This window comes from Sphingomonas sp. 2378 (assembly GCF_038084995.1).
GTDB lineage: Bacteria > Pseudomonadota > Alphaproteobacteria > Sphingomonadales > Sphingomonadaceae > Sphingomonas.
Genome location: NZ_JAXCMJ010000167.1, coordinates 1 through 232 on the forward strand (window position 1 = coordinate 1; position 232 = coordinate 232).

Consider the following 232-nt stretch of genomic DNA (forward strand, 5'->3'; position numbering starts at 1 on the left):
GAAGGCATGAAACTTCGCCGGATCGAAGGGTTGGCGGGCGCGATAGACGAAGCTTTCGATGCCATATTCCTCGGTCTCGGGCTGGTGATGGGCATAGCCGTACAGCTCCTTGGCCCAGAGCGGATGGCGCGCGGCCTTCTCCTCGTCGAACAGCCCGGTGGCGAGCACGAGGTCCAGGTCGACGCGACCATGATCGGCGGGCACGATCACCGCATCGGCGTTGAGGCTGGCG

At 64.7% G+C, this 232-nt stretch carries 1 pseudogene; it reads right to left on the minus strand.

The window, feature by feature from the left end:
- Positions 1 to 232: pseudogene (locus tag SM191_RS19930) on the minus strand (GTP-binding protein); the annotation flags it as partial.